Raw genomic sequence first — 23,901 nt, forward strand, 5'->3', positions numbered from 1 at the left:
AAAATCGCGCCGACGCCACTAACGAAGTCATAAAAAGTCAATCTGGATCAAGCCCTTATCTGTGCGGTTCAAATACTGATTCGGGTATATTGCGCAGCCGGTACGATCGGCCCCGGAGCGGGACTTTTGCGCTTGCGCTTCGATGTCGGACGCGCTTCCTCGATGGCGAGGATCGCACGGCATCGCCGGCGACGGCGGGAGAGACGGCGCATGAGCGACATCAATCGGCGCGATGCCTTCGGATTGGCGGCGCTGGTCGGGGGCGTGCTGCTGCCCGAGTCCGCGACCGCCGGACCGATCGGCACGACGGAAGGGCAAGGGCGACCGGCAGCGACATGGCGGCGCGGCCACGACGGCCAGCGCATCGCCGACCTGGGCGACGGGCGCTTCCTCAATCCGCTGATCGCGGGCGACCGGCCCGATCCGGCGATCCTGAAGGACGGCGCGGATTACTACATGACCTTCTCCAGCTTCGACAGCTATCCCGGGCTGACGATCTGGCACAGCCGCGACCTGATCAACTGGCGGCCGCGCAGCGCCGCCCTCCATCGCAACATCGGCGCGGTCTGGGCGGTCAGCCTGGCCAAGCACGACGGCCGCTACTTCCTGTACATACCGGTGAAGGCGACGCCGAACGACATCCACGTCATCACCGCCGAGCATATCGACGGGCCGTGGTCCGATCCGGTCAGCCTGGGCCTGCACGACCATATCGACCCGTGCCATGCCGTCGGCGAGGACGGTTCGCGCTGGCTGTTCCTGTCGGGCGGCGACCGCATCCGGCTGGCGGACGACGGCCTGTCGACGATCGGCGCGGTCGAGCATGTCTACGACCCGTGGCGCTATCCCGACGACTGGGACGTCGAGGGGTTCAGCCCCGAAGGCCCCAAGATCCACCGGCGCGACGGCTGGTTCTACATGATCACCGCGGTCGGCGGCACCGCGGGGCCGCCGACCGGCCATATGGTCATCGTCGCGCGGTCACGCTCGATCCACGGCCCCTGGACCGACGATCCGGGCAATCCGGTGGTGCGCACCCGCTCGAACGACGAGGCCTGGTGGTCGCGCGGCCACGCCAGCCTGGTCGAGGCGCCCGACGGCAGCTGGTGGTCGGTCTATCACGGCTATGAGAACGGCTATTGGACGCTCGGGCGCCAGGTGCTGCTCGATCCCGTCCGCTGGACTGCGGACGGCTGGTTCCGGACGACGGGCGGCGACCTGTCGCGCCCGCTGCCCGCGCCGCGGGGCGGGGAGGGGGGGCCGCACGGCCAGCCGCTGTCCGACGATTTCGCCGCGCCGCTGCAACTCGGCACGCGCTGGAACTTCTTCCGCCCCGGACCGGGGGAGCCGCGCCGCATCGGCCACGAACCCGCCACGCTGGTGCTGGAGGCGCGCGGGACGGCGCCGGCGGATTCCGCGCCGCTGCTGATCACCGCCGGCGACCGCGCCTATGTCTTCCAGTGCGATATCGCGATCACGCCGGGTTGCACCGCCGGGCTGCTGCTCTTCTACGACGACCGGCTCTATTGCGGGCTCGGGTTCGACGAGCATCGCTTCGTCACGCATCAATATGGCATGGAGCGCGGCCGCCCCGCCAATCCGCATGGCCGGCGCATGACGATCCGTATCGCCAATACGCGCCACATCGTCGCGATCCACACCTCCGGCGACGGCGGCCGCACCTGGCATCGCTTCGATCGCGGGATGGAAGTGTCGGGCTATCACCACAATGTGCGCGGCGGCTTCCTGATGCTGCGCCCCGGGCTCTATGCGGCCGGGACGGGCGCGGCGCGCTTCCGGGATTTCCGCTTCACGGCGCTACCGGGGTGATGACCACCGACATTGCAGAATTGTCGACCTTTGTCGGCCGGCGATATTGATGCGAAGGAGTAGTGCACAGCGCGCCTTTCATCCACGGCTACGACGATGGGCTACCGACCGCGACCGGCCGCGCGCGGGGTGGATCGCCCCGATGCGATCGCGCCGGCCGCGACCAGGGCCGGGACGAAGACGAACGCGTTCAGCAGCGCATCCAGCGTGGCGAGCACCGCCACCAGCGCGAGGCCCCGATCCACGGCGATCGGCGTGGCGCCCGTCATCAGCATCCGGAGACCGCCCGATAGCAGGATGATCGCGGCAAGGCCAAGCGCCACCAGCCCGAACTGGCCGATGAGCAAGAGGGCGAGGCTCCAGGGTCGCGTCCGGCTCGGCCGCCACCAATCCCAGCGCGACATACCGACGATCGGGTGCTGGCGGATCAGCCCCGCGACCTTCTGATCCTGCGACACGCGCCAGGCGATAGATCCCCGCCCGGTCGCCCGGACGACCGCCAACAGCCTCTGACCGGGCGCGGTATGGCGCACGAGGCGCTCGATCGGCAGGACACCCGCGACGTACAAGGGGGCGAAGATCAGCGCCAGCCCGGCGACGCCGAGCGCGATCCGCCGCAGAAGCGGTGCACCGACCGGCACCAGCAGCAGCACCATGCCGGCCAGCATCAGCAGGATCGCTCCGGCGGATTGCGACAGGATCGCCACCCCCGCCAGGATCGCGGCCTGCACCGCATGCGCTCGACCGCGCGTCTGGCGCCACACCGCGGTCGCGCACAGCGCCGCCAGTGCGATGAAGATGCCATATTGGTTGCCGTCCTCGAACAGCAGCAACGGCCGGAAGCCGATATACCGGTCCGTCCCGTCGGCGACGAACGGATGGGCACCATATAGGGCCGTATAGACGAACGGTCCCGCCACGCCCTCGGCGAGCGCGAGCGGCGCGAGCGCAAGGCCGCCGATCGTCACCGCCTTTGCCAAACCGATCCGTCCGGCCGCGTCGGCCAGATGCACGCGCGCGAGCAGCCAGGGCGCGCCCCACACCCCCAGAAGATAGAGGCAGGACAGGATCGGCGCGGGTGAGGGCGCCAGCGCGGCGAAGCCGGCGATCCCCGGCCACAGGCAGAACAGCAGGACGGGCAGGTCGACGGGACCGGGCCGCCAGGCCAGCAGCGTCCGCGGCGCCCTGATCGCGGCAAGGGTCAGCGTGACGACGGGGGCCACCCATGCCTTGTTGATCAGCATCGCCGGGGCGGGCAGCATGGCGCCGATCACTTCGATGGTGAAGCCCGCATGATAACCAACATAGGATCCGACCGGCAGCGCCAGCCAGCCGCCGACATAGGTCGCGAGGATCGCCGTGCGGATCGGCAGGGTCGCGAACAGGACACAGGCCAGCGCCGCATAGGCGACATAGATCATCGATGGTGCGGACAGACCATGGCTCCCGACGGTTATGGTCCGGCACGGTCGCGGCCCCTGGCCGGAACGCATCGGGACGCTAAGCCGAAGCCATGACCGATCTCATTGCAAACACCAACACGTTTGGCATCTGGGCGCTGGCACTGGCGGCGGTCGCGGCCGCATCGCTGCGCCGACCGTCCTGGCTGCTCCTCGCCGCCCTGCTTGCCGCAATGGCGATCGTGATCGCCACCGATGCGCATTGGATCGTCCATGACAGGATCCGCGCGATGCTGATGGCGGACGGCCTCTATGCCGATCATGCGCGCATCCAGATGGCGATCACCCTGGTGGGGGCAATCGGCGTCGCCTGCGCCGGGCTGTGGATCGTGCGCGCGGCGCGCGGCGCGCGACGCTGGGCATGGTTGACGACGCTGGCGCTGGTCGGTCTGTTCTGCGTTCAGGCGCTGTCGGTCCATGGGGTCGACGCGCTGCTCGGCATGCGGCTGGGACCGGTTATGCTGATCGGCTGGCTATGGGGGACGGCGGCCCTGGCGATCCTGCTTGCCGTCGCACACGCGCACAGAAAGGGCGGATGAATCCACGCGTTATGGATTCGTGAACCTTACCCATGGCTTGCCGCTGTCCCGTGCGACGGATAGGGGGCGGACGGGCAGGCGGCATCCGACCGGCGTGACCTGCGGAGCGCGACACCGACCATGATACAGGACCAACGCGGCACGATCGGCAGCGATGGTGCGGCGGAAATCGTCGCACCGTCCGCGGACGACACCCTTCCGCCGCGATGGTTCGGCCGCATCCTGGCGCGGATCCCGCGGCTCGCGGCGCTCCAGCAGGTCGGCTGGGTGACGGGCTCCTACGCCTTCAGCCAGGTCACGCGCCTTGCGACCAACGTCGTCCTCGCCAAGCTGCTCGCGCCGCAGCTGTTCGGCATCATGCTGATCATCAACACACTGCGCACCGGACTCGAGCTGCTGTCCGACATCGGCATCTCGCACAACATCATCAGCAATCCGCGCGGCGACGAACCGACATTCTTCAACACCGCCTTCACGCTGCAGGTGATCCGCGGGTTCGCGCTGGGGGCGCTCGCGCTGGTGTTCGCGGGGCCGGTGGTACGGATCTACGACCGTCCCGAGCTGAGCGTGCTCGTCCCGCTGATGTCGATCCTGTTCATCCTGTCGGGCCTCCAGGCGCCATCGCGCTTCCTGATGGTGAAGCACGGCGAGGTGAAGGCCTATGCGCTGTCGGACATCTTCCTCGGCATCGGATCCTTCGCGCTCAACGTCGGACTGGCGCTCTATACGCCGACGATCTGGGCGCTGTTCATCGGCCTGATCCTGACCTCCACGCTCCAGACCGTCGTCACGCACGTCCTGATGCCGCGCGGCGTGCTGAAGTTCCAGCTCGACCGCGCGTGCATCGGGCAGATCACCTCTTTCGGGAAATGGGTGTTCCTGTCGTCGCTGATCTACTTCCTCGCGATGAACTACGACCGCCTCTATTTCGCCAAGGCGGTGCCGTTCGCCGTATTGGGCATCTATGGCGTCGCGCGGACGTTTTCGGATGCGGCGGCACAGCTGGTCCAGCGTATCGGCGACATGATCATCTATCCCAAGATTGCCGCCACGCAGCAGGACGGCCCGGCGTTGCGCCAGTTCCTGGCGCCGGCGCGCGGGCGGATGCTGATGCTGATCGCCATCGGCTTGAGCATCGTGGTCGCCGGGTCGGACCAGATCATCATCCTGCTGTACGACCAGCGCTATCATGCCGCGGCCTTCATGCTGCCGGTGCTGCTCGCCAGCATCTGGTTCTCGATCCTGGCGACGCTGGGGGATTCGGTGCTGATGGGCACCAGGCGCCCCGCGCATACGGCACGCGCCAATTTCGCGAAGTTCGTCTTCACCTGCGCCGGCCTGCCGCTCGCGCTGCATTATGACGGCATGGTCGCCGCATTGTTCGTGATCGCGTCCGCGGACATCGTCCGCTACGCGCTGCAGACGATGTCGCAGCGCGCGCAGGGCGTCTCCTTCATCCGTCAGGATGCAGTGCTGACGCTGGCGATCATGGCGATGATCGTCGTCTGGCGCATCCTGTTCACCGCCGTCGGCCTGGTCCCGTCGCTGTCCGCCTGGTGGGGCTACGGCGCGGGGCTGCACGGATAGGGCTTGCCGGGAGTAGGTCCCGTCAGGCGGGATGGGGCAGCGCGGTGGCGGCGTCCGGCAGCGGCGGGGCGATAGGGCGCTTGGCGCGGCTGCGCAGCATGGCGCGCCGCTCGACGCCCAGCCCGGCGACCAGGCCCAGCGTGATCGCGAACAGATACTGGATGATCCAGGTCACGAACACCCATTCGTACAGGCAGTGCAGCGCCACGACGATCAGCGTCACCGCCGCTCCGAGCGCGATCTCGCCGCTCGGACCGCGCGGCCGTGCCCAGGCCAGTCGCAGCGCGGACACGATCGCCAGGGCGAACAGCAGGATGAAGCTGACGAGTCCGAGGTATCCGGTCTCCGCGCCGATCAGCAGATAGGTGTTGTGGACATTGGCGTTGCGGGACGACGATACCCAGGCCACGCCGGCACGCGTGGAATAGCCGCCGGTATTCGCCTTCACGACATATTGGTTGGCGCCGACCCCCATGGGATGATCGGCCCACATCGCGCGCGCGGCGGTCTCGAAGGCCTTGCGCTCGTCATAGTCGCCGGTGTCGGATTGCGTGGCGAAACGATGCTCGAGCGTCAGATAGGCGATCGGCGCGCCGGCGAGCAGCACGGCGAGGCCGATCCCGGCCACCCGCATCTTGAACGCCGTGCGATGGCGCAGCAGCGAGAGGATGACGAGGACCACCAGGCCGGCGCCGGCCAGACCCGTCGTCGCACGGGACCCGGTGAGGATGACGGCGATGCCGCCTCCGATGACACCGATCTTCGGAAGCCATCGCCGATCCCCCGCCAGCATCGATGCCAGCGACAGCAGCAGCGCGAAATGCGTCGCGAGCCCCAGCAGGTTCTGATGCCCCATCGTTCCGCTAGCCTGCGTCACGCCCTGCAGGCGCTGGATGATCGAGAAGACCGCCTGGAAGGCGACGCCCGCCGACAGTCCGCCGATGATCTGCCTGGCGCCATCGGGAAGCCGGGCGACCCGGGTCACGGCCGCGAACACCAGCATCGCACGGGCGAGCTGCCACGAAAACAGGAAGGACGCCATGGCCGGCGTGGCGAACAGGCTCGCGACGCCGCTGCAGACGAAATAGCCGAGATAGGCCCACAGCAGCAATTTGCCGCCCGGCGCGGACCGGGTCGTCAGCAGGATCGCGATCGCCAGCGAATCCAGCAGCGATACGATCATGCCCTTCACGTATCCGGGCCAGAACGCCCAGGACACGATCGAGACCTCGAGATGCGCGTAGCCGATGATGAACGGCGCAAGGCCGATCGCGAACCAGCCGTAACGGCGGATCGCCGGCGATCCGTTCATCAGTGCGTAGAACAGCGGGATTGAGAAGGCGAACACCGCCAACCCGATAATACGCATCACGATGACTAACTCCGCCCCGCAGCCCTGGCAGCGTTGCCATAGCGACGCTCCGGCACTTGGGCGATCACTTTATGAGCTGGTCGACGGCCTGGCCGTAGATCCGGGCCATACGGCCCTGACCGCCCGAATAGTTCGGGGCACCCGTACCGTCGGTCGGATGCAGGCCGTCCTTGTACCATTGCGTGTCGCACGCGGCGGCATCGGGGCCGATGTCCGGATCCGCCGCGAAGTCGATCACGGCGTCGATGCGGGTACCCACCGCCTGGCGGATGGCGGGGTTGACGATCGCGCGGCGCGTATTGTGGTTCGCGACATAGGCCGCGGACTGCGGCGCGCAGATCGGCAGGATCGTGCCCACCGCGACCTTCGCCCCCGTCGCGCGGACCGTCGCGACATAGGACCACAGGGCCGCGAGCCACTGATCGGTCGAGGCGTAGCTGCTGTCGCCCAGGTCGTTCGCGCCGATCAGGATGGTCACATAGCCGGGCCGCAGCGCCAGGTCGGCGGTTAGCCGCTGGACCAGGCCGTTGCCGCCGGCGACGTCGCTGATGCGGGTGCCGCCCACGGCCTTGCCCGCGAACGACACGTTCGGATGCGAGGCGGCGTAGAGGCCGGTGTGGCTGCCGCCCCAGAATACGGAGATCGAATCCCCCTCGGACAGCACCAGCGAACTGGGCGGCGAGGCGGTGGGGGTGGGGGTGGGTGCAGGCGTCGGCGCAGGCGTCGGCGTCGGAGTCGGCACAGGTGTCGGTGTCGGTGTCGGTGTCGGTGTGGGAACGGGGGTCGGCGCCGGCGTCGCGGGGCTGGTCGCGCTGCCGACGACCGTCACCGGAGCGCCCGCCGACGTATTGCCGCCGCAGGCCGAAAGGCCGAGCGCCAATGCCACTATCGATATGCGGCCCCCAAGGGACATACGCAGAGTCGTGGTTCGCAGGCAGGCACGCATCGTCGAAAACCCCTTCCGGTCCCGAAGATCGGCCGGTTCAGTCGTTGACGATTTGCTAGCGAGATAGTGATAAGATTTACTGAATGACGAACGCTGAAAAAACACTGGGGATGGATGTACTTGGTACTGGTGCGCCTGTCCGGCGCGCCGCGACCGGGGGGCCGGACAGGCCCCTGTCGATATCCCGTATCCCCGGCATCGACGGCCTGCGGGCGCTGGCCATCCTGATCGTCATGGTGTCGCACGCCGGGCTCGGTCGCTACGTTCCGGGCGGGTTCGGGGTGACGATCTTCTTCTTCCTGAGCGGCTATCTCATCACGACGCTGCTCAGGGTGGAATATAGCCGGAGCGGCCGCATCAATCTGCCTGCCTTCTACATGCGCCGCGTCCTGCGCATCCTTCCCCCCTTGTATCTGACGATGACGCTGGTCGTGGTGCTGGCCCTGACCGCGGTGATCGACACGCGGGTGACGCCGCTGAACCTCGTCACCGACGCGCTGTTCCTTACCAATTACGCGGGCCTGCTGGGGCTGCCGTCGACGACGCCGATCCCCTTGTGGTCGCTCGACGTCGAAGAGCATTTCTACATGCTCTTCCCCGCCTGTTTCGCCGCGCTCGCCATGTGGCGGGGATCCCGCATCGCCCGGACGCTCGGCGCGATCTGCCTGCTGACGCTGCTGATCAGGATCGCGACCTTCGCCGCGATCGGCGAAGGCGAGATCTATTACTGGTCGCACACGCGGATCGATTCGATCATCTTCGGCGCCGTCCTTGCCGTATGGCAGAACCCGATGCTGGACGAGGATGCCTGGCGGCCGCGACCGTGGCACGTCGCGCTGGCGCTGCTGGTCATCGCCCTGACGCTGGCGCTTCGCGCGCCGGCCTTCCGCGAGACGCTCCGCTACACGTTGCAGGGCGGGGCGCTCTTCGTGCTGTTCAGCGCCGCGATCCAGGCGCGTGGCCCCGTCGCGCGGCTGCTTGCCCAACGCTGGCTGCGCGTCGTCGCGCTCTTCTCCTATACGCTGTACCTCGTCCACATGCCGATGCTGGAGGCGATGCGCCCGCTCGGGTTATGGTCGGTACCGGTCGCCTATGTCCTGGCCTTCGCCTGGGCCGCGGGCATGTATGCCTGCGTCGAGCGACCGCTGGCGCGGCGCCGCCAGCGGTCGTTGCGCAAGGTCGTGCAGGGGGCGTAACCGCCCCCTGGGCCGCTCATGCGGCCGCGACGGGCCGCCGGCGGGGCGATATGGCGCGGTGAAGAAGGGCCGTCAGCGGCCGCTCGATCGCCGCGTGGAACAGCGCCGCGAAGACGATGGCCCCGACCGTCGTCGCGATCATCAGGAGCGCCAGCGGCACCGCCAATCCCATCGTCCGCAGCAATGCCAGGACGAGGGTGATGAGCAGGATGTGGCAGAGGTACAGAACGTAGGAACTGTCCCCCAGCCAGCTCAGCCGCCGCATCAGGCCGCTTCGCCCGGTCTGTTCGAGGACGACCATGCCGGCGATCAGCAGCGCGCTCGGCACGCCCCAGACGATGGCGCTCGGCGCCCGGTCATAGCCCCAGGCAAGTCCGGCGCCATACAGGACCAGCGCCGACGCCACTGCCGCCCAGCCGATGCCCCGCGGCAGGGCGTAGCGGGTGGTGATGCGCGCGACCCACACGCCCATGCAGAACTCGAGCAGCAAGGCGTTGGTCGCCATCGCCGCCAGGGGATGGGCGGGGTGCAGCACCATGCCGACCGCGATGCTGCCGACGAAGACGAGGGTCAGCGCGATCGTTCCCCGCAACGCGCCCAGGATCATGATGATGCCGAAGACGAAATAGAAGTAGATTTCGTAGGACAGCGTCCACGCCGGGCCGATGACCAGCGGGGCGCTGGCGGGGGCGAGCGCCAGCATGCCGGCGAATTGCATCGGCGACAGGAGGGGCATGATGCCCAGCATCGCCGTCACCGCCAGGTATAGCGCGACGAAGATCCAGTAGATCGGGTAGATGCGCACCAGCCGTCGCAGGAAGAACTGCCCGGTCCGGAACCGACCCGGGCGGCCGAAGCTCGTCAGGTACATGATGTACCCGCTGATCACGAAGAAGATGTGGACCCCGACCTTGCCGAAGCCGAACGCATAGGCGGCCCCGACCGTCGGCGCGGCAAGTGCCGCCGGCACGAAACTGATATAGGCGTGGTAGATCACCACGACGGTCGCCGCGACGAAGCGCATGCACTGGATCGAGTGCAGTGTCATGCCGCCACTGCTCGGACGCCCCTCCGCCACCGCCTCCGCCTTGGACATCGTGGCGGGCTCCGCAGGCGTCATCGCCCGGCAGCCGACAAGGCGTGGTCGATCAGGTCGAGCGCCGCGCTGTCGTCGTCGAACTTGCGCGCGAAGTGCATGCCGGACGCCAGCATGGTGGGAACCTCTGCGGGCCCCAAGGTCATGGGATGCGCGCCCCCGCCGTTCCACTCCGTGAACCGCTTGTTGCTGCGGTTGAGCACCAGCCCCGGCGTGTTGCAGAGCACCGTCTGGTAATAGCTTTCCTCGGGAAAGGCGCGCCAGCGCAGATGCCGCTGCAAGGCCCGATGCGTTGCGGTCGGCTGCAGGAAGACATCGGCGACACGGCGATTGCCGGTGAACCAATGTTCCCCCCACCACAGGCTGAAGCCGTCCCGGAACGGACCTCGCTGCGTCCATGGCAGGCGGATCGTCAGGCGCCCCGGACGCCACCGCGGGCGCCGTCGCAGGATCGGCAGCCAGAACTGCCGCGCGAGGTAGAAGCCCCATTTGGTGCGGAGGCTCTCCGCGCGATCGAGATGGCGCAACATCGGATTGATGTCGCCGGTCAGCGTCGCGGCGGCCGGTGCCGGTTCGATCTGGTGGACATCGATGAACGCGTCGCACCCGCTGTCGCGCAATTCGGCCAGGACCGCATCGGGCTGGCGCACGGGATAGTCGGCACCGCTGAGCAGGACGAACCAGTCGGGGCCGCCGTCGGCATAGAGCAGCGCGAGCGCGTGCAAGAAGGCGTCGACGACGCTCCATTTGCCCCATCCCGTCGCGACCCAATCGTCGACGAAGCGGACGTTCGCCGGGAACCGGCTGCGATCGAGCGGCGCCTGACCGAAATCATGATGGCAGGCGATCGGTGGGTTTCCGTAGAGTTCGCCGAGAGTGCGGATCAGACGAAGCAATTGATCCGGCGCGCGATGCGACAGGATCACGAAGCCGATCGGGGGATGTGGGGGCATCGAACCTCTCTGGTGCCGGACCGGAACGGCATCAGCCGATCTGTCGCGGTTTGTGAAGCCATATCGCGGGAACTTGATCATTTCGCTAAGAAATACATGCGATATAGGGCGCAGCATGCCGCGGCTGCGGCTATGGCTGCGGCACAAGGGGTTGGCGTTGACGAAGTTTGGGACGGCGCCGGCATGGTAGCGACGACGAACACCGATGGCATGCGGGACGCCGGTGCCCGCGACGATGGGGCGGACGTCGGCATCGTCCTGATCGGCCGCAACGAGGGCGAGCGGCTGGTCGCCTGCCTGCGCTCGATTGCGCCGCTCGGCCTGCCGATCGTCTATGTCGACAGCGCATCGACCGACGGCAGCCAGGCGGTCGCGCGCGACGCCGGCGCGCATGTGCTCGACCTCGACCTGACCCGTCCCTTCACGGCGGCCCGCGCGCGCCACGAAGGCGCGATGGCGCTGATCGCGCAGGGGCCGGGCCTGCGATACATCCAGTTCATCGACGGCGACTGCGCCCTCGCGCCCGGATGGATCGAGGCGGCCCGGCGCTTTCTGGAAGCGGCGCCGGATTATGCCGTCGCCTGCGGACGCCGACGCGAACGCCGGCCCGACGCCTCGCTCTACAACCGCCTCGCGGACATCGAATGGGACACGCCGGTCGGCGATGCTCCCGCCTGCGGGGGCGACTCCCTGATCCGCATCACCGCCTATCGGGCGGTCGGCGGCTTCGATCCGACGCTGATAGCGGGGGAGGAGCCCGAACTCTGTTCGCGCCTCACGCGTGCGGGATGGCGGATCCGCCGCCTCGACGCGGAGATGACGGTACATGACGCCGCCATGACGCGCCTCGGCCAATATTGGCGCCGCGCCGTGCGCAGCGGCTTCGGCTATGCGCAGGCGTGGCGCACGACACGCAGCCACCCGCATCCGCTCTACGGCCGCGAACTGGTGCGCGCGTGCGGCTGGACGCTGATCCCGTTGCTTCTCTCGATCGTCGGCGGTCTGGCGGTCCATCCCGCCGCCTGGTTGCTCGCGCCCGCCATCTACGCGCTGCAGGTCGCGCGCCTGTCATCGCGGTTCGGCGCCGGCCATGTCGCATCGTGGCAGCGCGCCGCACTGCTGACGCTCGCCAAGGCGGCGGAGACATGGGGGGCGCTGCGCTATTTCGGGCGCCTGGCGCGCGGCCACGCAGGCGGGACGATCTTGTACAAATGACGACGCGACGCATCGGCTATCTGACCAGCCAATATCCCGCCCCATCGCACACGTTCATTCGCCGCGAGATCGCCGCCCTGCGCGCGATGGGGCTGGAGATCGCGACCTATAGCATCCAGCGCCCCCCCGCCGGGCTGGAGGCGCCGCTGGACCGCGCGGCCGCGGCGGATACGTTCACGGTGCTGGCGCGGCCCAAGGCGGCCTATGCCGGCGCGCATCTGGCGGCGCTGCTGTCGCGGCCCGGCCGCTATCTCGCGACGCTCGCGCTCGCCTGGCGGCACCGCGTGCCGGGCGTGCGCGCGGCCTTGTGGGCGCTGTTCCATTTCGCCGAGGCGATCCTTCTCGCCCGGCGGCTGGAGGCGGACGGCGTCCGCCATCTCCACAATCATTTCGCCAATTCGGCGGCCACGGTCGGCCTGCTCGCCAGCCGCTTCGCGCGCATCGACTGGAGCCTGACGCTCCACGGCATCTCCGAATTCGACTATCCCGCCGGGCTGCTGCTCGCCGACAAGATCGCCGCGGCGGATTTCGTCGCTTGCGTGTCGCGCTTCGGCATGGCGCAGGCGATGCGCGCGATCCCCACCACACACTGGCCGAAACTCGCCTTGGTGCGATGCGGCGTCGACCTCGCCGACCTGCCGCCCGCGCGCGCGCCCGGCGACGAGGCGCCGCGGCCGCTGCAGCTGATCGCGGTAGGCCGCCTTTCGCCCGAAAAGGGCCAGGCGGGGCTGCTCGAGGCGATCGCCCTGCTGCGCGACCGTGGGATCGGGATCGCGCTGACCTTGGTGGGCGACGGGCCGGATGGCGCACAGCTGAAGGCGCAGAGCAGCCGGCTCGGCCTCGACGCGCTCGTCCGTTTCGTCGGGCGGCAGGACGAACGCACCGCGCTCGCCTCGATCGCGGCCGCGGACGTGCTGGTGCTGCCGAGCTTCATGGAAGGGCTGCCGGTCGTGCTGATGGAAGCGATGGCGCTCGGCGTGCCGGTGATCGCCACGCGGGTCGCAGGCATTCCCGAACTCGTGCGCGACGGGACCAGCGGCCTGCTGTTCGATCCGGCGGACTGGCAGGGGCTGGCGGATGCGATCGCCAGGCTCGCGGCGGACCCGGCGCTGCGCGCCCGCCTCGCCGTCGCGGCACGGCAGCGGATCGAGACCGAATTCGCAATCGAGCGGGCGGTCGCGCCGCTGCCGCCTCTCTTCGCTTCCTCCTCCGCCGGGGCCGTGCCGCAATGATCTTCGACGCCTTCGATCGCATCCGCATCGTCAACCTTCCGCATCGCCGCGACCGCGCCGCGCAGATGGAGGGCGAACTGCGTCGCATCGGCCTGTGGGGCGATCCGCGCGTCGCCTTCTTCGCCGCGATCCGCCCCGCCGACGCCGGCGACTTCACGTCGATCGGCGCGCACGGCGTCTATCTCAGCCAGAAGCAGATCCTCGCCGAGGCCGCGGCGGCCGGCGAATCCGTCCTGATCCTGGAGGACGATTGCGATTTCGCGCCGCATGCGCGCCACTATGCGACCGTCGAGCCTTGGGACATCTTCTACGGCGGCTATGAAGCCTCCGATCCGGCGGACCTCGCCCGCAGCGACATCATCGGCGCGCATATGATGGGCTTCACCGCCGCGGGCGCGAAGGCCGTCAGCGCCTATCTGCACGACCTTCGCTACACCGGCATCCATCCGCCGATCGACGGTGCCTATGTCTGGTTCCGGCGCGCCCATCCGGAGGTCGCGACGCATTTCGCCGTGCCGCCTCTCGGCCATCAGCGATCGTCACGCACCGACATCGCCGATCTCGCCTTCTACGATCGCTGGCCGGTGCTGCGGTGGCTGGCCAATGCCGCCCGCCGGGTGAAGCGTGGCCTCACCCGGCGCGCGCGCTGACCGGGATCACTGCGCGTAATATTTGCCGTACTGGCTGCCGTATCCATAGCCATAGGGGTCCGACCAGCCGCCGTCATAGCGGTTGAGGACGGTCCCGATGCACGGCGTCGGGTGCAGCATCTCGCGCGTGCCGAGGATCTGCTTGCGCGTCGTGCTGCCCTGTTCGACCACCATCAGATAGGCGTCGAGCTTCTCGCAGATCACCGACGTGTCGTCGTTGGCGAAGGCGGGCGGCAGGTCGCACAGCGCGATCGCATTGTCGGGCAGCGCGTGCATAGCGGCGGCCAGCGCCTTGAAGGCGTTGCCGCTGAACAGCTCGGCGGAGCGGTCCATGCTGGCGAAGCAGGGGAAGAAGGCGAAGCCGTTCTCGCCGATGCGATGCCCGATGTCGCGCAGGTCGGTGACCTTACCCTCCAGGAACAGGCCGAGGCCGCGCCCCGACTGCAGCCCCAGTTCGCGGGCCAGCGACCCGCGACGCAGGTCGAAGTCGAACAGATAGACCTCGCGGTCCGCCATCCGCGACAGTGCCGCGGCGAGGTTGGTCGAGATGAACGACTTGCCCGCGTTGGGCGCGGCCGAGGTGATGCCCAGCACCTTCATGCCGTCGCGCGCGAGCCGCTTGGCGACCTGCGAGCGCAGCAGGTTGAAGGCGCGCGAGCGGATGTCGCGCGAATCGAAACCGACGATCTTGCGGCTCGCCAGATACTCGGGATCGAGCGGCAGTTCGGGCAGTTCGGCGGCCGTCGGGATGGCGAGCGGCTCGGCCATGTCGTGGCCCGCCTGGTACAGCGATGAATTTTGGGTCACGTATCGATCCTAAGCCTGTGCCTTGCGGCGTCCGAACCAGCCCCGCTTCGCGGCGCCACCGCGCGCGGAAACGGTGGGAATGACCCCGAGCGGGACTTCACCGAGCAATTGCGTCAGCGTCGCCGGGTCACGGATCGGACGCAGGATCAGTTCGACCAGGAACATCAGCACCAGGCCCAGCGCGAAGCCCGCGGCCGGGCCGCCGGCGAGCAGCATCCAGCGCTTGGGGAAGCTCGGCTCGTCCGGCACGACCGGCGGGTTGACGATCGACAGCCGCTCGCCGAGCTGCTCGTTCTCCGCCTTCACCCCGGCGCGCGCCTGGAAGAGGCGGTCGGATACGCCCTTATACTGTTCGTTGAGGCCGTCGAGCTTCTGCTGGAGCTGCGCGATCTGCTGCTGGACGAGCGGCGCGCGCGACTGTGCGCCGATCGTCGCGTTCACCCGCGCGGACTCCCCCGCCTGCGCCGCGCGCAACGCGGCGATCTGCCGGTTGTTGAACGCCACCTGCTCGTCGATCGCGCCGACCGGTGCGTTGGCGACGTTCTTGCGCGCCAGCGCCTTGGCCTCGGCGAGACGCTGCCGCGCCAGCCGAACGTCGGGATGATCGTCGGAATAGACCGACTGCGCCGCGGCCAGCTGCGCTTCCGCCTGCGCGACGACGGGATCGCGCGTATCGGCGGTACGGCTCAGGTTGCGCTGGGTCAGCAGCTGCGAATTCTCGCGCTGCAGCGCCGCGATCTGGACGTCATAGCTGCCGCCGCCACCACCGAGCATCGTGACGCCGGCGCTTGACAGGATCGAGCCGTTGGCCGCCTTGATCCCGGCGATCTGCCGCTCCTGCTCGGCGATCTGCTGCTGCAGGCTGCGTGCCTGGTCGGACAGGAACTGCACCGAGGCGCTCGCCTGCTGCGTCGACTGGGTCGCGTCGAGCCGCAGGACCTGCTCGCTGAGATCCTGCGCGACGGCCTGCGCCTTGGTGGGATCGGCATAGGAATAGGACAGCGTGAAGGCGATCGTGTTGCTGTTGTTGCCCTGCTGCTGCATCTCGGCCGCGAGCGGAACGATCGTCACCGCCTTGCGCATCGTGTCGACGATGTCGGACAGCGCGGCATTCGCGCGTTGCTTGGGATACAGCTGATAGCGGTTGACCAGCTCGATCAGCTCGGGACGGCTGAGCACCTGCTCGCGGATGCGGGCGATGCGGCGATCGATCACGTCGTCGGGATTGCCCGCGGCGACCGCCTGCGGCAGCGTCGACGACTGCACCAGCAGCGTCGCCGTCGAGGTATAGCGGACCGGCACTACGAACGCGGCCGCGACGCCGACGATCGTCAGTGCGATGATCGGGATGATCAGATACCAGCGCCGCTGCCAGATGATCGCCGGCAGATGGGCAAGCAGCGATCCGCCGCCACCCTGTTCGGCTTCATAATCGTCGATCTGCTTCATTACCGTCCATTGAACCTATAGGTTATGCCCGCGGTCGCCGTGAGATTGGCCTCGCGGCGGATGCTGTCGCCGAATGCCTTGGCGTAGCCGCCCGACACGAAGCCCGACAGCGTACGCCGGAAGCGATGCGAGTAATTGGCGTTGACGCTGGCGAAATCGAGGGCGCCGTTGTCGGTGATATTGCCCGTGGGGGTGCCGAGATTGCGCAGCAGCGGCGCACTGGCATGCGAGTAGCTGCCGGACAACGAGAGGTCGTCGAACTCGTTGATCCGATAGCCGATCGAGGTCGCCGCACTGCTCGACGTGCGCACGCCCTGAAAGGCGGAGGGCACCGTCTGCCGCGCGAAGTTGAAACAGGCGGTCCAGCGTAGGTCGCGCCGGCACAGGTCGGCGGTGCCGTTGAACGTGGTGGTGGTGCGGGTCTGCCCCAGGCCTTCGTTCAGGTTGACGATCGCCGCGCCCAGCGAAGCCTTCAGCGTCCAGCGCTCGCTGATGGTGCGCGAGGCCGTGAGCGACGGCTGGTAGACGGTCGCATCGCCGACCGACGAGCGCAGATAGTTCGAGATGCCGACCGCGAAGCTGGCACCGACGGTGAACTTCTCGCTGAGCAGCCGGGAATAGGCGACCGAGGGGGTCGCGTAGTTGAAGTCTTCCAGACCAAAGCCGCCGGACCGGTTGGCGGACACGGCGACGCCGGCTTCGATCTGGTCGCGTGGCGACAGGATCGAGACGAGATTGCCCGACGCCTGATAGATCTGGCGGCGCCGTCCGACCCCGCCCAGCGCGGGATCGTTGACGAAGACGGGAAGGTCGGCACCGATCGGCACCACCGGCCCGACCGGCACGCGCACGTCGTTGAAGGTGCCGACGATCGTGTTGATATAGCCCACCGCCGCGTTCAGCGTGGTGAACTCGCTCAGCTTGTGCGTGCCCGATCCCTGGACGCTGATGCTCTCGTTGGTGCCATAGCCGCGATTGTAGAAGGTCGCGTGCGCATCGCCTTCCACGCGCAGCGTGGTCAGCGGACGCTCGCTGATCCAGGTCGGGCGAAAGCTCAGCGTCGGGCCGATCGCGGTTGGCGGCGATCCCGTATCCAAAAAAGGATTGGTCGCGACACCGATGCTGGCGGATGCGTCGGCGGTCAGCCGATCCTGCGCCGCGGCGGGGGACGCCACCGCGAGCAGGTCGAACAGGATGAGCGCGCCTGCGGTACCGAGCAGACGGCGGCCATGGCTTGCCATCGTCATCGCAGGTCCGCTCACGGCACGATGATCGTGTCGCCGCTCTGGATGCGCGGGATCAGCTGATCCCCGTTCGCATCCGCCGGCACGCCGTTGCGCATCACGCTGGACAGGCGGGCGCGATTGCTCGCGCCGTTCTTGTGGACGATCGAGATGTTGTCGAGGCTGGCGAATTCGGCGGGGCCGCCGGCCAGGCTGATCGCCTCGAGCAGATTGACGTAGCGGCCCGGCGTGAACGACCCGGGCGTCTTGACCTTGCCCACCACCGAGAATTGCAGGCCCGCGGGATTCTTCACCGACACGGTCACCTGCGGTACCGCATCGCGATACTGGCTGGCGAGGCGCTTGGAGATCGCATCCTGCACCTGTTCGGGCAGCAGGCCCTGGACCGAAAGCTGGCCGACCAGCGGCATCGCGATCGTCCCGTCGGGAAGCACGCGGATCACCCGCTGCAGCCGCTCCTCACCCCAGACGTAGACCTCGATCTCGTCGCCCGGATTGATGCGATAGGGCGTGACGCCCGGGGCGCGGACGACGGCGGGCTGGGCGGTCGGCGTGACGGCGGGTGCGGACGTGGTCTGAGCCGACACAGGCATGGCGGCCGCGCACGCCAAAACAGCCGCGGGCAAGTGCCGCCACGAGTTAACCGTCATTCCTGCGACCCCTTTTGTCTGCAAGTTTTATCTGCAAGGCTTTATCTTACAGTCTTTTCCGATGACTGGCGAGGCCGAAAGTAGGTTACCGGACTGCGCCAAACATTGCGAAACTGCCGTGTCCGATTACGAGACAAGGGAATCATGAACCGCCAAAGTGCCCCGTTCGTCCGCCTATGTCTGGCCTTGCTGGCGGCGTCACCCGCCGCCTGTTCCGACAGCACGCAGAAGGCGGCCGCCCTCGCCGGACAGGCGCAACAGCTGCTCGACGCCGGTCAGCCGGCGGAGGCCTATGCGCTGATCGGCAAGTCGATCCGGACGCGCGATGATCAACCCGAAGCCTTTCTGTTGCAGGCGCGGATCGCGATGGCGCTCAACCGGCGCGACGATGCCTATCGCGCCTATTCCAACGCGTTGGCACTGGATGCGGTCAACCCCGAGGCGCTGAACGGCGTCGCCCAGACCGGCCTGTCCAGCGGCCATCTGAACGAGGCGGAGGCGGCCGCCGACAAGATCCTGGCGCTCGAGCCCAATCACGTCGGCGCGCTGCTCGTCAAAGGCATCGCCTGCATGGTCCGCAACGACCTGGACGGCGCGATCGCGTTCAGCGACCGGATCCTCAAGATCAACCCGCAGGAAGTGGGCGCGACGATCCTCAAGGCGCGCGCCCTTGCGCTCCGCGGCGACCGGCCCGCGGCGCTCGCGCTGCTCCACGAACGGATCGGACAGGTCGGCGAGACGCGCGAGCTGACGATGTCGCTCGCCGAACTGCAGCGCTTCGGCGGCACGCCCGCCGACTTTCTCGCCTCGCTGGAACGCATCCGCCAGCTTGCCCCCGACAACCGCGACTATCGCTTCGACCTCGCCGACACGCTCTATCGCACGGGGAAGAAGGATCAGGCCCGCGCGGAAGCCGCGAGCCTCGCGGCGGTGCCCGACCTTTCCTCCGCCGAGGCGGCACGCCTGCCGCGTCTGTTCTACGCCTATGACCCGGACGGCCTGACCGCCGCGCAGATCGAGGAAGTTTCGACCAAGGCGTCGGTGGATACCCGTCTCGCGCTGGCGCGCTGCTGGATCGCGACGGGCCATGCCGAGGCGGCGATCGCGCTGCTCAAGCCGGTGGCGACGGGCTGGTCCGGCGACATCCAGGCGCTGTACGCGCGCGCGATCGGCGCGGCGGGCAATGCCGCCGCGGCGCGCGATGCAGCGGGCGCGATCCTGAAGCGCGATCCCGGCAATGGCGATGCGCTGCTGATCCGTGCCGGGGATGCGATGGCGCGCGGCGATGCCTCGGCCGCGATCGTCGACTATCAGCGTGTCATCCACGATTATCCGCAATGGGAAGAAGGCTATCTGGGTCTCGTCCAGGCCTATGCCGCCCGCGACAGGGCAGGCGAGGTACGCCGCGTGTTCGAGGACGGCCGCAAGGCGCTGCCGCAGAGCCTGCCGCTGGCGCGGGCCTATGTCGCGGCGCTGCTGCGCATGGGCGACGGCGGCCATGCGCTCGAGGTGGCGCGGCGTTTCGCGCTCGATTCGCCCGCGCTGGGCGCGGCATGGGCGCTCTACGGCTCCGTCTGCGCGCGGACGAAGGACATGGATTGCCGTGCGGAAGTCGCGGAGGGGACGCGGCGCGCGCAGACCCGCTACGGCCTCGATCCGGAACCGGGGGCATCGCCGCCCATCGCCTTGATCGGGCGCCTGTCGTGACGGATGCCGCGATCCTGCCGGCGACGACGCCGTTCCTCGGCCTACCGATCGCACGGCTGTCGCCCGACGAGGCGGTGGCGGCGGTGCTGCAGCGGGCGGACGCGCCGCATTTCTCCTATCTCGTCACGCCCAACGTCGATCATGTCGTGCAGCTCGACCGCATGCGGCGGGCCGGTGACAGCCGCGGGGACGCCTTTGCCGCCGCCTATGCCGATGCCGCCCTGATCTTGTGCGACAGCCGCATCCTGCAGCGGCTGGCCAAATTGTCGGGGCTGGACCTGCCGCTTGTGCCGGGCAGCGACCTCACGCGCATGCTGCTCGCCGATCCCCGCATGGCCGGCCGCACGGTCGCGATCGTCGGCGGATCGGAGACGCTGGTCGCGGCGCTCGAGCGCGTCACGCCGGGGATCGCCTTCGTCCAGCTGCGCCCGCCGATGGGCGTGCTGCGCAATCCGGAGGCGATGGCGGCGATCGAGACTTTCGTCGCCGACCAGCGTGCCGATGTCGTGCTGTTCGCCATGGGCGCGCCACAGAGCGAGATCGCCGCGCGGCAATGCCTGAAGGCCGGTCGCTCGCGCGGTATCGGCCTGTGCATCGGCGCCTCGCTCGAATTCATCATCGGCGAAAAGCGTCGCGCCCCGCCGTGGATGCAGCGCATGGGCATGGAATGGGCGTTCCGGCTCGGCAGCGAACCGCGCCGGCTCTGGCGCCGCTATCTGGTAGAGGGACCGCGCATCTTCGCGATCTGGGCGCGCCAGCGCTGACGCCGCGTCAGACCGGATCGCTCTCGCCGGGGCGGCGCGTCCGTACCCAGGCTTGCGCGCCGCCCCGACCCAGCAGCGTCCGATAGAGCGGCAGCTTGGCGGCGATATAGAGCGGCGTACGCAGCAGCGCCGCGCCGCTGATCTGGTCGCGACCGGCACGCGCCCAGGCGGCGATCGTCGCCAGCCCGGCGATACAGGCCGCGCCCGCCACGATGCCCGGCGCCAACCAGCCCCCGCCGAGCAGCGCCAGCAGCACGGTGGCTGCCAGGGCCACGCCCGCGCTGACGAACAGCAAGGCGAGCGGGGGAACCAGGATGTGGAGGCCCAGCCACAACCGGCTGCGCGACGCGCGTGTCAGCCCCTGCGCGATCAACGGCAGCGCGCTGTGCCGCGCGACCGCCAGGAATCCCCGTTCCCAGCGGTTGCGCTGGGTGAGCAGCGCGCGCCCCGATGCCGCATCGCTCCATATCTCCACGTCCTCGACGAACAGCGGGGGGCGTCCGGTCCGCGTCAGCCACACGCCCAGCGACATGTCCTCCGCCAGCGCCGCGCTGGCCAGCGGCGCCTCGGCGAACATCGACCAGGGTATCGCCATGCCCGTGCCCGTCATGGCAGCAACGCCGCCCATCCGCACCATGCCACGCTGGCGGACCAGATTCTTGACCAGAAAGGCGAAGCTCGAAATCTGCGCGGTGGGAGAGGCGGTGAGATCGGGCCTTTGCAGGTTGCACGACTGGCAAGCACGCCCCGACGCCATCGCCGCGCGCGCGAGCCCGGCGACACCCTGGCCCGCGACGGTGCAATCCGCATCGATCACCACGACGCAGTCCGGCGGTGACGCGGCCAGCGCGTCGCGGCCGAAGGCCAGCGCATAGCCCTTGCCGCGCGCGACGGGATCGTGCCGCTCGACCACGTCTGCGCCGGCACCGCGGGCCAGCGCCGCGGTATCGTCGCTGCAATTGTCCGCGACGACGAGCAGCGTGATTTCGGGGTCGCTCGCAGCGCGCAGGGCCGCGATCGTCGCCGCGATGCCGGCTCCCTCGTTGTGCGCCGGGATCAGCACGACGGTACGGGGAAGGGGATGGGGATGGGGGGGCTGGGGGCCTCGGACCTTCCTACCCGCCAGCGGCCACAGACCGGCGATCGCCTCGACGCTGTAGATCGCCAGCAGCAGCGTCGGCACCGCCGCGACGAGGACCGCAAGCGCGCCCGGCACCGTCATCGCACCAACCCTTGCAGGAAGCTGCGATAGGCCGCGCCGACGCGGTCCCAGCCGAACCGTTCGGCCCGCCGATGACGCGCCGCGACACGATCGGCGTCGTCGCCGGAGGCGGAGGTGCCGCGCGCCGCCAGCGCGGCCTCGATCGCCCGGCTCACCGCCGGCAGCGATTGCGTATCGACCAGCGGCTCGTCGTCGCCGACGATCCAGCGCAGCCGCGGCGTGTCGTGGCCGATGACCGGCAGGCCGCACGCCATCGCCTCGACGAAGACGTTGCCGAACGATTCCAGCAGCGACAGATGGAGGAAGGCATCGGCGGAGCGGTAGAGCGCCGGCATATCGGCGGGCGCGACCGTCAGCCGCGTGAAGCGGCCGGGCAGCAGGGTGGCGGCCAGCGCCTCGGCCTCGTCGCGCAAGGCACCGTCGCCCGCGACGACGAGATGCGCATCCGGCACCCCGGCGACGGCCCGGATGCCGTCGGCGACGCGCTTGCTCTCGATGAGCGCGCTGACCATCAGCACGATCGGCCGATCCGTCGGCAGGCCGAGCCGCCCGCGCTCCTGCGGCCCCGGCACGAACCGCCCGAGATCGGTGCCGTTGGGGATCAGCGCGCAGTTCCAGCGATCCTTGTTGCGCTCGAGGAAATCGGGGTTGGTACAGACCAGGCCGTCGCACCCGAACCAGCGATATTCCGACGTTCCCGCGATCGCGGGCCAGTCGCCGTTCTGCGTGACGAAGACATGCGCCGGCCGCCGCCCGCCGAGCCGTGGCCGGCGCAGCACCCAGTTGGTGAAGGGATAGGAACAGGTGACGGTCGCGTCGAAGTCGCCTGGCCGGAAGCGCAGCGCGAGCCCCGGCGCGAAGCTCGCTTCCTCATAGGCGGTATCGCCGCGCAGCAGCGGCATCGTCGGCATGCGCTCGAACCGCTTGCGATCGACCGCGGGAACATGCCGAAAGGCATAGGGCGTGCCGGGGCGCGCCTGCCCCGACCCCATGACGGTCACCGCATCGCCCGCGCGGGCGCAATGCTCGGCCACGGCGAGCAGGGCCACCTCCGCGCCGCGATCGAAACGATGGAAGCCCGGCAGGGCGAACAGGAGGCGCATCGCCATGCCGTCTGTGGACACCTTTACTTGGAATTGGTTGCCGCGGCGGGCGTGAAGCCCGGCTGATATTCGATCTTCGCCTTGGCGCGCGCGTCCTTGAGGCGCTGCTCCAGGATCTTGTCGAGTTCCTGCGTGCGCATCATCTGCACGGCGAGCGGCCGCGCCTGTTCGGGCGGCAGCGGCTGCGCCTCCTTGCCGACGATCACGCTGACCACCACGCCCTGCGGCGTCGGCACGATGAACGGTTCGCCCGGCGGCAGCGCCAGCACCTGCTGCATCATCTGCTGCGGCACCTGCGCGCTGTCGATCTTGCTGCTGCCGCGGTCGAACTTGACGCCCTTGCTGGTCAGATACTGCACGATCGCCGGCAGCGTGTGCAGGTCCTTCATGCCCGTGATCACCGACTGGTCGGCGGGCGGCGCAAAGCGGATCTGGTCGACGGTGAAGATCGAGCGGCCGGCAAAGCTCGTCGGATGGCTGGCGATGAACGCGTCGATCGCGCTCTGGTCGGGAACGCGCAACGTCCCCTGCGCGCGCTTGGCATAGAATTCGAGCAGCAGCGCCTGGTTGAGCTGCCGCTGGCGGGTCAGGAATTCAGGATCGCGGTCGATGCCCGCCGCCTTGGCCTGCTGTTCCATCAGCCGCTTGTCGACGAGGCGCTGGAGGATGGCGGACCGCGCCTTCTCCTTCTGCGCGCCATCCGGGATGTTGGCGTTGCCGAGCTCGGCGTTCACTTCCTGCAAGGTGACCTCGTCGCCGTTGACGACCGCGGCGACCTGGCCCGTCGCCTTCTTCTCGCAGCCGCTCAGCGACACCGACAGGGCAAGGCAGGATATCAGGATGGTGGCATGGGGAAGACGGCGCATCGATGTTCCTCTG

Annotated in this window: 21 protein-coding genes; 9 read left to right on the forward strand and 12 right to left on the reverse strand. The window is 68.7% G+C overall.

Translation table 11 applies throughout. The features are described 5' to 3' along the window. The first annotated feature begins 210 nt into the window (after positions 1 to 210). The gene (locus RF701_RS17045) at positions 211 to 1,830 is read left to right on the forward strand and encodes a family 43 glycosylhydrolase (RefSeq protein WP_308815732.1); all 1,620 of its coding nucleotides are present in this window, start codon (positions 211 to 213) and stop codon (positions 1,828 to 1,830) included. Between the two features lie 101 nt (positions 1,831 to 1,931). Here RF701_RS17045 and RF701_RS17050 read toward each other — a convergent pair whose 3' ends face one another. Continuing rightward, on the reverse strand, positions 1,932 to 3,251 hold the full coding sequence (locus tag RF701_RS17050) for a hypothetical protein (RefSeq protein WP_308815733.1): 1,320 nt from the start codon (positions 3,249 to 3,251) through the stop codon (positions 1,932 to 1,934). Between the two features lie 92 nt (positions 3,252 to 3,343). Here RF701_RS17050 and RF701_RS17055 point away from each other — a divergent pair, with 92 nt between their 5' ends. Both RF701_RS17055 and RF701_RS17060 read left to right on the forward strand, forming a co-directional pair. Continuing rightward, positions 3,344 to 3,829 carry a hypothetical protein gene (locus RF701_RS17055; protein WP_308815734.1) on the forward strand — a complete coding sequence of 162 codons (486 nt, stop codon included), beginning with the start codon at positions 3,344 to 3,346 and terminating at the stop codon, positions 3,827 to 3,829. Between the two features lie 120 nt (positions 3,830 to 3,949). Further along, complete coding sequence (locus tag RF701_RS17060) at positions 3,950 to 5,416, forward strand: oligosaccharide flippase family protein (RefSeq protein WP_308815735.1); 1,467 nt, start codon at positions 3,950 to 3,952, stop codon at positions 5,414 to 5,416. Between the two features lie 22 nt (positions 5,417 to 5,438). Here the strand turns inward: RF701_RS17060 and RF701_RS17065 are convergent, their stop codons facing one another. After that, a complete protein-coding gene (locus tag RF701_RS17065; RefSeq protein WP_308815800.1) occupies positions 5,439 to 6,785 on the reverse strand; it encodes an O-antigen ligase family protein in 1,347 nt (448 codons plus the stop codon). A 67-nt stretch (positions 6,786 to 6,852) separates the two neighbouring features. Continuing rightward, positions 6,853 to 7,668 carry an SGNH/GDSL hydrolase family protein gene (locus RF701_RS17070; protein WP_308815736.1) on the reverse strand — a complete coding sequence of 272 codons (816 nt, stop codon included), beginning with the start codon at positions 7,666 to 7,668 and terminating at the stop codon, positions 6,853 to 6,855. 149 nt (positions 7,669 to 7,817) lie between these two features. Here RF701_RS17070 and RF701_RS17075 point away from each other — a divergent pair, with 149 nt between their 5' ends. Further along, positions 7,818 to 8,930, forward strand: a complete 1,113-nt coding sequence (locus tag RF701_RS17075) for an acyltransferase (protein WP_308815737.1) — start codon at positions 7,818 to 7,820, stop codon at positions 8,928 to 8,930. Between the two features lie 16 nt (positions 8,931 to 8,946). Here RF701_RS17075 and RF701_RS17080 read toward each other — a convergent pair whose 3' ends face one another. Together RF701_RS17080 and RF701_RS17085 are read right to left on the reverse strand one after the other, a co-directional pair. Next, a complete protein-coding gene (locus RF701_RS17080) occupies positions 8,947 to 10,050 on the reverse strand; it encodes an acyltransferase (protein WP_308815738.1) in 1,104 nt (367 codons plus the stop codon). Next, a complete protein-coding gene (locus RF701_RS17085) occupies positions 10,047 to 10,979 on the reverse strand; it encodes a beta-1,6-N-acetylglucosaminyltransferase (protein WP_308815739.1) in 933 nt (310 codons plus the stop codon). Before RF701_RS17085 ends, RF701_RS17080 begins: the two co-directional genes overlap by 4 nt. A gap of 183 nt (positions 10,980 to 11,162) precedes the next feature. Between RF701_RS17085 and RF701_RS17090 the strand changes: the two genes are divergently transcribed. From RF701_RS17090 to RF701_RS17100, 3 genes are read left to right on the forward strand one after another with little or no spacing between them, the layout of a single operon-like run. Next, positions 11,163 to 12,194: a glycosyltransferase gene (locus RF701_RS17090; RefSeq protein WP_308815740.1), complete on the forward strand. Its 1,032-nt coding sequence runs from the start codon at positions 11,163 to 11,165 to the stop codon at positions 12,192 to 12,194. Beyond that, positions 12,191 to 13,426 (forward strand): glycosyltransferase family 4 protein, encoded by a 1,236-nt coding sequence (locus RF701_RS17095; protein WP_308815742.1) that lies wholly within the window; start codon positions 12,191 to 12,193, stop codon positions 13,424 to 13,426. Before RF701_RS17090 ends, RF701_RS17095 begins: the two co-directional genes overlap by 4 nt. Then, entirely contained in the window at positions 13,423 to 14,076 is a 654-nt protein-coding gene (locus RF701_RS17100) for a hypothetical protein (protein ID WP_288938046.1), read from the forward strand. The genes RF701_RS17095 and RF701_RS17100 overlap by 4 nt, the downstream gene beginning before the upstream one ends. 6 nt (positions 14,077 to 14,082) lie before the next feature. Here the strand turns inward: RF701_RS17100 and RF701_RS17105 are convergent, their stop codons facing one another. Genes RF701_RS17105 through RF701_RS17120 form a run of 4 tightly spaced genes read right to left on the reverse strand, consistent with a single transcriptional unit; the run spans position 14,083 to position 18,169 of the window. Further along, positions 14,083 to 14,883, reverse strand: a complete 801-nt coding sequence (locus tag RF701_RS17105) for a CpsD/CapB family tyrosine-protein kinase (RefSeq protein ID WP_287978665.1) — start codon at positions 14,881 to 14,883, stop codon at positions 14,083 to 14,085. 9 nt (positions 14,884 to 14,892) lie between these two features. After that, entirely contained in the window at positions 14,893 to 16,332 is a 1,440-nt protein-coding gene (locus RF701_RS17110; RefSeq protein WP_288938049.1) for a Wzz/FepE/Etk N-terminal domain-containing protein, read from the reverse strand. Continuing rightward, the gene (locus RF701_RS17115) at positions 16,332 to 17,579 is read right to left on the reverse strand and encodes a hypothetical protein (RefSeq protein ID WP_308815744.1); all 1,248 of its coding nucleotides are present in this window, start codon (positions 17,577 to 17,579) and stop codon (positions 16,332 to 16,334) included. Before RF701_RS17115 ends, RF701_RS17110 begins: the two co-directional genes overlap by 1 nt. 11 nt (positions 17,580 to 17,590) lie before the next feature. Continuing rightward, a complete protein-coding gene (locus RF701_RS17120) occupies positions 17,591 to 18,169 on the reverse strand; it encodes a polysaccharide biosynthesis/export family protein (RefSeq protein ID WP_287978672.1) in 579 nt (192 codons plus the stop codon). A 201-nt stretch (positions 18,170 to 18,370) separates the two neighbouring features. On the opposite strand from RF701_RS17120, the gene RF701_RS17125 reads away from it, so the two are divergent. Together RF701_RS17125 and RF701_RS17130 are read left to right on the forward strand one after the other, a co-directional pair. Then, a complete protein-coding gene (locus RF701_RS17125; RefSeq protein ID WP_308815745.1) occupies positions 18,371 to 19,933 on the forward strand; it encodes a tetratricopeptide repeat protein in 1,563 nt (520 codons plus the stop codon). Next, positions 19,930 to 20,697, forward strand: coding sequence for a WecB/TagA/CpsF family glycosyltransferase (locus tag RF701_RS17130; protein WP_308815746.1), 768 nt, complete (start codon positions 19,930 to 19,932; stop codon positions 20,695 to 20,697). Before RF701_RS17125 ends, RF701_RS17130 begins: the two co-directional genes overlap by 4 nt. A gap of 7 nt (positions 20,698 to 20,704) precedes the next feature. On the opposite strand, the gene RF701_RS17135 is transcribed toward RF701_RS17130, so the two are convergent. From RF701_RS17135 to RF701_RS17145, 3 genes are read right to left on the reverse strand one after another with little or no spacing between them, the layout of a single operon-like run. After that, positions 20,705 to 21,919: a glycosyltransferase family 2 protein gene (locus tag RF701_RS17135; RefSeq protein WP_308815747.1), complete on the reverse strand. Its 1,215-nt coding sequence runs from the start codon at positions 21,917 to 21,919 to the stop codon at positions 20,705 to 20,707. Continuing rightward, on the reverse strand, positions 21,916 to 23,028 hold the full coding sequence (locus RF701_RS17140; protein ID WP_308815748.1) for a glycosyltransferase family 4 protein: 1,113 nt from the start codon (positions 23,026 to 23,028) through the stop codon (positions 21,916 to 21,918). Before RF701_RS17140 ends, RF701_RS17135 begins: the two co-directional genes overlap by 4 nt. Positions 23,029 to 23,045: 17 nt before the next feature. Beyond that, positions 23,046 to 23,888: an EpsD family peptidyl-prolyl cis-trans isomerase gene (locus RF701_RS17145; RefSeq protein WP_308815749.1), complete on the reverse strand. Its 843-nt coding sequence runs from the start codon at positions 23,886 to 23,888 to the stop codon at positions 23,046 to 23,048. Positions 23,889 to 23,901: the final 13 nt, after the last annotated feature.

It is taken from the genome of Sphingomonas sp. GV3 (assembly GCF_031082075.1).
Classification (GTDB): domain Bacteria; phylum Pseudomonadota; class Alphaproteobacteria; order Sphingomonadales; family Sphingomonadaceae; genus Sphingomonas; species Sphingomonas beigongshangi.

Coding starts and splice junctions, on each gene's coding strand:
- RF701_RS17100 (WP_288938046.1), top strand. CDS start 13,423: ATGATCTTCGACGCCTTCGATCGCATCCGCATCGTCAACCTTCCGCAT.
- RF701_RS17045 (WP_308815732.1), top strand. CDS start 211: ATGAGCGACATCAATCGGCGCGATGCCTTCGGATTGGCGGCGCTGGTC.
- RF701_RS17080 (WP_308815738.1), bottom strand. CDS start 10,050: ATGACGCCTGCGGAGCCCGCCACGATGTCCAAGGCGGAGGCGGTGGCG.
- RF701_RS17110 (WP_288938049.1), bottom strand. CDS start 16,332: ATGAAGCAGATCGACGATTATGAAGCCGAACAGGGTGGCGGCGGATCG.
- RF701_RS17065 (WP_308815800.1), bottom strand. CDS start 6,785: ATGCGTATTATCGGGTTGGCGGTGTTCGCCTTCTCAATCCCGCTGTTC.
- RF701_RS17085 (WP_308815739.1), bottom strand. CDS start 10,979: ATGCCCCCACATCCCCCGATCGGCTTCGTGATCCTGTCGCATCGCGCG.
- RF701_RS17060 (WP_308815735.1), top strand. CDS start 3,950: ATGATACAGGACCAACGCGGCACGATCGGCAGCGATGGTGCGGCGGAA.
- RF701_RS17055 (WP_308815734.1), top strand. CDS start 3,344: ATGACCGATCTCATTGCAAACACCAACACGTTTGGCATCTGGGCGCTG.
- RF701_RS17115 (WP_308815744.1), bottom strand. CDS start 17,579: ATGACGATGGCAAGCCATGGCCGCCGTCTGCTCGGTACCGCAGGCGCG.
- RF701_RS17090 (WP_308815740.1), top strand. CDS start 11,163: ATGGTAGCGACGACGAACACCGATGGCATGCGGGACGCCGGTGCCCGC.
- RF701_RS17135 (WP_308815747.1), bottom strand. CDS start 21,919: ATGACGGTGCCGGGCGCGCTTGCGGTCCTCGTCGCGGCGGTGCCGACG.
- RF701_RS17095 (WP_308815742.1), top strand. CDS start 12,191: ATGACGACGCGACGCATCGGCTATCTGACCAGCCAATATCCCGCCCCA.
- RF701_RS17145 (WP_308815749.1), bottom strand. CDS start 23,888: ATGCGCCGTCTTCCCCATGCCACCATCCTGATATCCTGCCTTGCCCTG.
- RF701_RS17140 (WP_308815748.1), bottom strand. CDS start 23,028: ATGGCGATGCGCCTCCTGTTCGCCCTGCCGGGCTTCCATCGTTTCGAT.
- RF701_RS17050 (WP_308815733.1), bottom strand. CDS start 3,251: ATGATCTATGTCGCCTATGCGGCGCTGGCCTGTGTCCTGTTCGCGACC.
- RF701_RS17075 (WP_308815737.1), top strand. CDS start 7,818: ATGACGAACGCTGAAAAAACACTGGGGATGGATGTACTTGGTACTGGT.
- RF701_RS17125 (WP_308815745.1), top strand. CDS start 18,371: ATGAACCGCCAAAGTGCCCCGTTCGTCCGCCTATGTCTGGCCTTGCTG.
- RF701_RS17120 (WP_287978672.1), bottom strand. CDS start 18,169: ATGCCTGTGTCGGCTCAGACCACGTCCGCACCCGCCGTCACGCCGACC.